Here is an 8,097-nt window from a genome sequence, read left to right as displayed (position 1 = left end):
GTGCGGCGGGGGGGCCCCCCCCCCCCCTCTCTTCCCCCCCGCCGGGGGCGCCCCCCCCCCCCCCTACGGTATGCTCGCGCCATGACCGGGCCACGCATCGCCTTCCTCGCCAGCAATGCCGACGGCGCGCAGCAGGCGCTCACCGACCTGGTCGCGGCGCACGGCCTGCACGAGCCTGCCGACGCCGATGTGCTGTGCGCGCTGGGTGGGGACGGTTTCATGCTCCAGACCCTGCACCGGCACGGTGCGCTCGGCAAGCCGGTATTCGGCATGAAGCTGGGTACGGTCGGCTTCCTGATGAACCAGCACCGGAACGAGGGGCTGGTCGAGCGCATCGCCGCCGCCGAGCCCGCCGTGCTGCGGCCGTTGGAGATGCTGGCGCAGACCGAGTCGGGCGCCACGGTCGGATCGCTGGCCTACAACGAGGTGTCGCTGCTGCGGCAGACCCGGCAGGCCGCGCACCTGGCGATCGACCTCAACGGCAAGCCGCGCCTGGAAGAGTTGATCTGCGACGGGGTCATGGTCGCCACGCCGGCCGGCAGCACCGCCTACAACTTCTCGGCGCACGGTCCGATCATTCCGCTCGGCGCTTCGGTGATCGCGCTCACGCCGATCGCCGCGTTCCGACCCCGACGCTGGCGCGGCGCCCTGCTCAAGGCAGACACCGAAGTGCGCTTCCGGGTCGTGGATCCCTACAAGCGCCCGGTCAGCGCCACCGCCGACTCGCACGAGGTGCGCGACGTGACCGAAGTAGTGATCCGCGAGTCCCGCGACCGCACCGTGACCCTGCTGTTCGACCCCGAGCACAACCTTGAGGAACGCATCCTCAGCGAGCAGTTCGTGGTCTAGCGGTCGACCCACGCACGGGGGCGCGGCACCGCGCTGGCCGCCCCTGCCGCGGGCGAGGCGCGTCGGTAGCCGGGCAACCGGTGACGCGGACGGTCCATATGCGTCGATCGTTGCGGCATGGCATGCGGAAGGAATCGGCCGGCCGTCACGCTTTTCCGGACAATTGGGGCAGGCACGTTTCGTGCTTGCTTACTCGATGTCACCGCTGCCGGCGCCTTCGTGCGAAGACGCGCGCGTGACTGGGGAGGGAATGCGTATGCAAACCGAATCTTCGATCCGCCCCCTGCGGGGCGAGGGGCTGGTCCGCGCGATGCTCACCCTCGCGCTGGCCGCGGGCGTGGTGTGGGCGCTGCTCGGGGGCGGGTCCTAGCGCATCGTGCGGTCGGCGCCTGCGTCGGCGCTCCGGGTCTCGCTTCGCGAGACGCGGAGGGTCGATACTGGCGCCATGGCCCCCCTCGAATCTGCACGGCCGGCGCAGCTTGGCGCGCTTGCCTCCGCATCGGCGCAACCGCTGGTCGTCGCCATCACCGCGCGCGCGCTGTTCGACCTGGAGGACAGCCACGGCCTGTTCGAGCGCAAGGGCATCGATGCGTATGCCGACTACCAGCGCACTCGCGAGGACGACGTGCTCGAACCGGGAATCGCCTTTTCGCTGGTCCGCAAGTTGCTGGCGCTAAACCGCGATATTCCCAACGAAGCGCCGCACGTAGAGGGCAAACTGGTTGAAGTGATCCTGCTGTCGCGCAACAGCGCCGACACCGGCCTGCGCATCTTCAATTCGATCCAGCACCACGGCCTGGACATCCGCCGCGCGACCTTTACCTCGGGCGCGCCGGTCTGGCCCTACATCCGGCCCTTCGGGGCGCAGCTGTTCCTGTCTGCGAATCCCGAATCGGTACGCCGCGCCCTGGAAGCAGGGGTGGCCGCGGCGACCATCCTGCCGGCGCGGGCGCCGGAATCCGTGCACGGGCAGCTGCGGATCGCCTTCGATGGCGATGCGGTGATCTTCAGCGACGAAAGCGAGCGGGTGTCGCGCGAGCAGGGCGTGGAAGCCTTCGGCAGGCACGAGCGCGAACGTGCGCACGAGCCTCTGTCCGGCGGCCCGTTCCGCGGCTTCCTCGACGCCCTGCATCGCCTGCAGGCGGCATTTCCAGCGGGCGATGACGCGCCCATTCGCACCGCTCTGGTGACCGCACGTTCCGCGCCTGCGCATGAGCGGGTGATCCGTACCCTGCGCGAATGGGATGTACGCCTGGACGAGGCCCTGTTCCTCGGCGGCCGCGAAAAGGGTCCGTTCCTGCAGGCTTTCGGCGCCGACATCTTCTTCGACGACTCGTTGCACAACATCGATTCGGCCCGCCAGTACATCGCCGCCGGACACGTGCCGCACGGGGTGGCGAACCCGTAGGGTGCGCCCTGGCGCTCTCGAAGAACTCGCTAAAGAGCGGTGGGCATGGGGCACCATCCGCGGAACGCACCGAAGACGTGCGCCAGGACGCACCATCTCACGCAACCAGCGCAAAACGGTGCATCGGGGCGCACTACCTCGAAGAACCTCGCAAAAAATGGTGCGCCGGGACATACCCTACAGGGGCAGGCGGATATCGCTCAGCTTCCAGCGCAAGCCGTTGCGGGTCATGACGAAGACGATGGGCCGGCCCTGGTCGTCCCGCACCGTGGCGGTGAAGCGCGACGTGGACTCGTAACGGTACTCCGCGCGCTGCAGCGGTTGCGGCCTTTCGCCCGCGACTGTGGAGGGGTCCGCCACGTCGGGATGCGCGATGCCATCGCCGATCCGGTTCCAGATCTTGCGTCCTTCCATCAGCGCGCCCAGGCCGACCGGCGTCACCATGGCTTCGACCGCGCCATTGACCAGGCCGCCGGCCACGGTCAGGCCGATGGCGCCGAGCATGCCGGATTGGCCGTCGATCCCCACCGCGCGCACCAGGCGGTCGCTGAGCTGGGCCTTGAGGCTAGCGCGCAGGGCCGGGAAATCGACCTGGTCCGACAATGCTGACGCGTCCTGGGTCTGCACCGCGCTGCGGATGGCCCGGAACGTGAGATAGGGGCCCGCCACGACGTAGCCCGCGAGCAGCACGGCGAGCATGACCACCGGCACGATCCACTTTTTCATCAGCGCAACTCCGGTTCAGAACTCGAGATCGAGCGCGGCACACAGGTAGTCCATGAACGGTGCCATGGCCTGCAGGTCCTTCGCCAGCACCGGCAGTAGCCGCGGACCGGTGAGCGTGGCATCGTCGAGGCCGCGCACGGCGACGAAATTCCGATGCTTGAGGTCCTCGATGAACTCGAAATCCGGATCGAAGCCGCGCGGCGGGCGGCTGAGCAGATCCTCGGATTCCAGATCGTAGCGTTTGCGAAACGCGGGCGCGTGCGCCGCCTGTTTCCAGCTGGCCGGATTGTCGACGATGAAATGACGGATCCGGCGCAACGCGTCCGGCTCGGGATGCCAGATGCCGCCGGCGATGAAGCAATTACCCGGCTGCAGGTGCAGGTAGTACGACGGCGCGGGCACCTGTTTGTGGCGTTCATGGAACAGGCGCGCGCCCTGCCAGTTCTTGTATGGGGTCTTGTCGCCGGAAAAGCGGGTGTCGCGATGGATCCGGAACAGCGAGCCACCAACGCCTTTGGGCTCGGCCCGGTAATGGGGGCTGACCTCGAGCAGGGCAGGCTGCAGGTCGATCAGCAGGCGCTGGAACGGCTCGCGCACATGGGCTTCGTAATCGCCCTTGTGGGCGAGGAACCAGGCGCGTTCGTTATGGCGCGCCAGGCTGCGAAGGAAACGGAAGCTCTTGTCGGTGAAGTAGGTAGCCATGACTACGAAGCAGGGGTTGAACCTCCATTGTAGGAGCGCCTCTCAGGCGCGACCGCAAATCCGGAAAGCGATGGTGCCTGAGAAGCGCTCTACGACAGGCTCGCTTCGATCCCGCTGTTCCAGGCCTGAAGCTGGTCCAGCAGCGCCAGTTTTTCGCCGTCTCCCGCGTGCACCATGCGCAGCGCCGCGATTTCCGCGCGCGCCGCATCGAAGCTCAGCTCGGATAGCCCGCTCTCGCTGCACAGGCGTTGCCGGCGATAGTCGTTCCAGCGCCCCTGCTCGGCGAACACCAGGCTCTGCGGCCAGTTGCGAGCGCGATAGCGGAACAGGAGCTCCGGCAGGCGCGGGTCGCGGAAGCCGAACTCGGTCTGGCCCAGAAGGTGCGGCGGGGTGCCGCGCACCTGGGGAAACTTTCGGCGGTCGCCGTCGCCGAGGAAGCCGTCGTAGAGCGATGCATCCGGATCCCCGGGCGGGAACTCGGCCGCGCGTGCGTACACCTGGCGCACCTTCTCGGCCAGCGCCGGGCCGGCCGCGCGCAGCCGTTCGGCGCGGGATCCGACCAGTGCCGGATCGATCCGCAGGCGCGCGAAATCCTCCTGGCGCAGGTGCGTCCATTCGATCAGCGCGGGGCAGCGGTTGAGGTGCACTTCCTTCAGCGGAATGCGGGCCTCGCCTTCGGGCAGATCCGCCTGGCGGACGTAGAGCCGGTCGGCGATCGCCTCCGGTTCCAGCGCCAGTATCGACTCGGGATCGCTGTCCAGATCGAACACGATCACGCGGCTGTCGATCGAGGGGTGGCGGGCGAGCGGCAACACCGCAGCGGCGCACAGGCGCGCCGCGGGGTAGCGCTGCGAGACATGCAGCGCAGGCCGCATGGCAGTGGTGTCCAGCAGCTGCGCGGCATAACGCTTGTCGCGCAGCCGCAGCGCGTAGTCCCACAGCCGCGGCTGCGCCGCCTTCAGCCTGCGCGCCATGCCGATGAGCGCACGCACGTCGGAAAGCGCCTCGTGCGCGTCCCCCTCGCGCACATCGTTGGCGGCCGCCAGGTGTTCGAGCCGGAACGAGGCCTGGCCATCCTCGCGCAGCGGCCACTCGATGCCATCCGGCCGCAGCGCATGCGCCAGCCGCAGCACGTCGAGCAGGTCCCATCGGCAGTTGCCGCCTCGCCACTCGCGCTCATAGGGATCGAAGAAGTTGCGGAACAGGCCATGGCGGACGAACTCGTCGTCGAAGCGCAGCGAGTTGTAGCCCAGGGTGCAGGTCTCCGGCTGCGCCATCTGCTCGAAGATGCGGGCGAAGGCCTCGGCTTCGGTGACGCCTTCGCGCAGGGCCTCCTGCGGCGCGATCCCCGTGATCAGGGTCGCGGCCGGCGAGGGCAGCAGATCGTCGGCAGGCCGGACGAAGAAACTGATCGGCTCGTCGACCTGGTTGAGTTCCAGGTCGGTGCGGATCGCGGCGAACTGGGCGATGCGGCTCCTGCGCGGATCCGCGCCGAAGGTTTCCAGATCGTAGAAGAGAAAGCTGGCGGGCATGCAAGGGAACTGGAAACGAGGTGGGGACGGAGCCGCGCAGCGCGTGCGCGCACCCGACAGCGTGGCATGAGCCTAACGCGGACGCGTCGCAGGCTCTGAGAACACGACCGGACGGTCAGCTTTCCTGCGGCAGCGGTTGCAACTTACCGATCACTTCGGCATCCACCCGCTCCCAGTCCACGCCGTCCAGCGAATCGAGCCCCTGCGTGGCCGCTTCCAGGATCCGGCGCTGGATCTCGCTGCGCTCCAGCGCCACGGCGTAGGGAGTGCGCATGAAGCTGACCATGGTGTAGTGCGGAACGAAGCGCCCCGGGTGACGCGCTTGCAGCGCTGCCTCGAGCGCACGCTGCAACAGGAAATCCGGGTCGTCCACCTTGTCGCGCATCTCGATGTAGTTTTCCAGCGCCATGTGCTGGATCGCCGCCGCGTTGGGCTTGCGCTCGGCTTCAAACGCGGCGAAGGCCGCGGCCAGCGCCTGCCGCGGGCTTGCCCCGGCGGCGCCATCCGCTTCCAGATGCCTGGCCAGGGCCACGCAATCCTCGAACGCACAGTTCATTCCCTGCCCATGGAAGGGCACCATCGCGTGCGCGGCATCGCCGATCAGCAGGGCGCGTCCGTCCAGATGCCATCGGTCCAGATACACGCTGCCCAGCACACCGGGCGGATTACGGGCCCAGTCGGCTTCCAGTTCGGGGATCAACGGCAGCGCATCCGGGAAGTCGCGCTCGAACAGCGCGCGCGCCTCGGCCGGTGTGGCGACCGTGTCGAATCCCGGATCGCCGTGGTTGGGCATGAACAAGGTGACGGTGAAAGTCTGCTCGTCGTTGGGCAGGGCAATGCACATGTAGTTGCCGCGCGGCCAGATGTGCAAGGCGTTAGGTTCGATCCGGAAGCCGCCGCCCGGCGCAGGCGGGATCTCCAGTTCCTTGTAGGCGTGATCGAGCAGCGCGGTGCGTTCGCCCAGCGGACGGTATCCGTCCATCGCAGCGCGCAGCGCAGACCCCGCGCCGTCGGCACCGACCAGGGTTTGGAACGGCGCGCCGTGCTGCGCGCCCGTGCGATCGTCCACGAAGACCATGTCGCCGCCGTCGAAATCAACCGACGATAGTCGGCGGTTGAAATGGAACTGCGCGCCTGCGGCGCCGGCCAGTCCCAGCAGGGTCAGGTTGAGATCGCCGCGATGGATCGACCAGATCACCTCGCTGTCGTCGCGACCGTAGCGCTGCAGCTGCACGCGGCCGTCGAGGAAGTGCACCATGCGCCCGCGCATCATCACCGCCTGGCGCATCACCGCTACTTCGGCGCCCGCCTGCTGCAGCGCGTAGCGCCCGCGCTCGGCGAGGGCGAGGTTGATCGACCGCCCGCCCTCGTAACCCTTGATGCGCGGATCGCCGCGCTTTTCGTAGACATCCACGTCCCAGCCGCGCCGGGCGAGCAGGGTGGCCAGCAGCGCCCCGGCCAGGCCGGCGCCGATGATGGAGATAGGGCGGGTGCCGGTCATACGTGCGCGCCCCAAGACTGAACGGTGCGCACGAAACGCAGCACGTCCGCATGCGTGTTGTACAGCGGTGCCGGCGAGATACGGATCACGTCGGGTTCGCGCCAGTCGCCGATCACACCCTGGCTGCCCAGGAATTCGAACAGCGCGCGCCCGGCGCTCCTACCGGTCATGCCGCGTCCGCCGATCACCCGCAACGAAAGCTGTGCGCCGCGGCGCTCGGGTTCGCGCGGCGTGGCGATCTGCAACAGGTCGCCGAGCTCCTCGCGGATCAGCGCTTCCAGGTATCCGGTGAGGCGCAGCGACTTCTCGCGCAGCGCGGGCATGCCCGCGCGATCGAACAGCTCCAGCGAGGCGCGTAACGGCGCCAGACCCAGGATCGGCGGGTTGCTCAGCTGCCAGCCGTCCGCGCCGGGCGTCGGATTGAATGCAGGACCCATCCGGAAGCGCACGTCCTTGTCGTTGCCCCACCAGCCGGCGAAGCGCGGGCGATCGGTGTGTGCATGGCGCTCGTGCACGAAGCAGCCGGCCACCGCGCCGGGACCGGAATTCATGTATTTGTAGTGGCACCAGGCTGCGAAATCAGCGCCGCTGTCGTGCAGCTGCAACGGCAGGTTGCCGGCGGCGTGTGCCAGGTCGAAGCCGACGATGCAGCCTGCGGCGTGCCCCAGGCGCGTGATCTCCTGCAGGTCGAACGCCTGCCCGGTGCGGTACTGCACTCCAGGCCACAGGATCATGGCCAGTCGTTTGCCGTTCTCGGCGATGGCGCGTTCGATCGCCTGCATCGAGATCGTCCCGTCCGGTTCGTCCGGCTCGACTTCGATCAGCGTGTGCCCGGGCGGCAGGCCGCGGTATTTCAGCTGCGATTCCACGGCATAACGGTCGGACGGGAACGCGCCGGCCTCGATCATGATCGCGGTGCGTTCGAGGCTGGGCTGGTAGAAGCTGACCATCATCAGGTGCAGGTTGACGGTCAGCGAGTTCATCGCCACCACTTCGTGCGGCTGCGCGCCGACCACGCGGGCCAGGGGTTCGCGCACCAGCTCGTGGTAGGGCATCCATTGCGCCTGGCCGGTGAAGTGGCCTTCGACGGCCTCGGTCGCCCACTTGTCCAGAACCTCTTCCACGTGCGCGCGCGCGCCCTTCGGCTGAAGGCCCAGGGAGTTGCCGCAGAAATAGGCCTGCACGTTGCCGCCGTGTTGCGGTATCAGGAACTCGTCGCGCAAGGCGCGCAGCGGATCGGCGGCGTCCTGAGCCTGGGCGTAGGCATCGGTGAACAGATCAGTCATGGCCCTTCATTGTAGGAGCGGGGGGGGGGGGGGGGGGGGGGGGGGGGGGGGGGGGGGGGCCCGCGGCGGGGAGCGCAAACCCCCATAAGGAGA

At 68.4% G+C, this 8,097-nt stretch carries 7 protein-coding genes; 2 read left to right on the top strand and 5 right to left on the bottom strand.

The features are described 5' to 3' along the window. Nucleotides 1-81 precede the first annotated feature (81 nt). Nucleotides 82-849 carry an NAD kinase gene (locus tag MC375_RS14245; RefSeq protein ID WP_242104068.1) on the top strand — a complete coding sequence of 256 codons (768 nt, stop codon included), beginning with the start codon at nt 82-84 and terminating at the stop codon, nt 847-849. A 445-nt stretch (nt 850-1,294) separates the two neighbouring features. Then, nucleotides 1,295-2,257 carry a 5'-nucleotidase gene (locus tag MC375_RS14240; protein ID WP_242104067.1) on the top strand — a complete coding sequence of 321 codons (963 nt, stop codon included), beginning with the start codon at nt 1,295-1,297 and terminating at the stop codon, nt 2,255-2,257. Nucleotides 2,258-2,434: 177 nt separating this feature from the next. On the opposite strand, the gene MC375_RS14235 is transcribed toward MC375_RS14240, so the two are convergent. The 5 genes from MC375_RS14235 to kynU form a co-directional block, all read right to left on the bottom strand. Beyond that, nucleotides 2,435-2,983 (bottom strand): DUF2939 domain-containing protein, encoded by a 549-nt coding sequence (locus MC375_RS14235; protein ID WP_242104066.1) that lies wholly within the window; start codon nt 2,981-2,983, stop codon nt 2,435-2,437. Between the two features lie 15 nt (nt 2,984-2,998). Beyond that, a complete protein-coding gene (locus MC375_RS14230) occupies nt 2,999-3,685 on the bottom strand; it encodes a DUF2461 domain-containing protein (RefSeq protein ID WP_242104065.1) in 687 nt (228 codons plus the stop codon). 89 nt (nt 3,686-3,774) lie between these two features. Then, on the bottom strand, nt 3,775-5,217 hold the full coding sequence (gene sbcB, locus MC375_RS14225) for an exodeoxyribonuclease I (RefSeq protein ID WP_242104064.1): 1,443 nt from the start codon (nt 5,215-5,217) through the stop codon (nt 3,775-3,777). Nucleotides 5,218-5,332: 115 nt separating this feature from the next. Next, nucleotides 5,333-6,718: an NAD(P)/FAD-dependent oxidoreductase gene (locus MC375_RS14220; RefSeq protein ID WP_242104063.1), complete on the bottom strand. Its 1,386-nt coding sequence runs from the start codon at nt 6,716-6,718 to the stop codon at nt 5,333-5,335. Further along, entirely contained in the window at nt 6,715-8,004 is a 1,290-nt protein-coding gene (gene kynU, locus MC375_RS14215; protein ID WP_242104062.1) for a kynureninase, read from the bottom strand. Before kynU ends, MC375_RS14220 begins: the two co-directional genes overlap by 4 nt. Nucleotides 8,005-8,097: the final 93 nt, after the last annotated feature.

The sequence above is a fragment of the Lysobacter sp. M2-1 genome (assembly GCF_022662495.1).
In the GTDB taxonomy this organism is placed as follows: domain Bacteria; phylum Pseudomonadota; class Gammaproteobacteria; order Xanthomonadales; family Xanthomonadaceae; genus JAKPBU01.
This window is presented reverse-complemented; position numbering and strand designations above follow the sequence as displayed.

Coding starts and splice junctions, on each gene's coding strand:
- sbcB (WP_242104064.1), bottom strand. CDS start 5,217: ATGCCCGCCAGCTTTCTCTTCTACGATCTGGAAACCTTCGGCGCGGAT.
- kynU (WP_242104062.1), bottom strand. CDS start 8,004: ATGACTGATCTGTTCACCGATGCCTACGCCCAGGCTCAGGACGCCGCC.
- MC375_RS14240 (WP_242104067.1), top strand. CDS start 1,295: ATGGCCCCCCTCGAATCTGCACGGCCGGCGCAGCTTGGCGCGCTTGCC.
- MC375_RS14235 (WP_242104066.1), bottom strand. CDS start 2,983: ATGAAAAAGTGGATCGTGCCGGTGGTCATGCTCGCCGTGCTGCTCGCG.
- MC375_RS14245 (WP_242104068.1), top strand. CDS start 82: ATGACCGGGCCACGCATCGCCTTCCTCGCCAGCAATGCCGACGGCGCG.
- MC375_RS14220 (WP_242104063.1), bottom strand. CDS start 6,718: ATGACCGGCACCCGCCCTATCTCCATCATCGGCGCCGGCCTGGCCGGG.
- MC375_RS14230 (WP_242104065.1), bottom strand. CDS start 3,685: ATGGCTACCTACTTCACCGACAAGAGCTTCCGTTTCCTTCGCAGCCTG.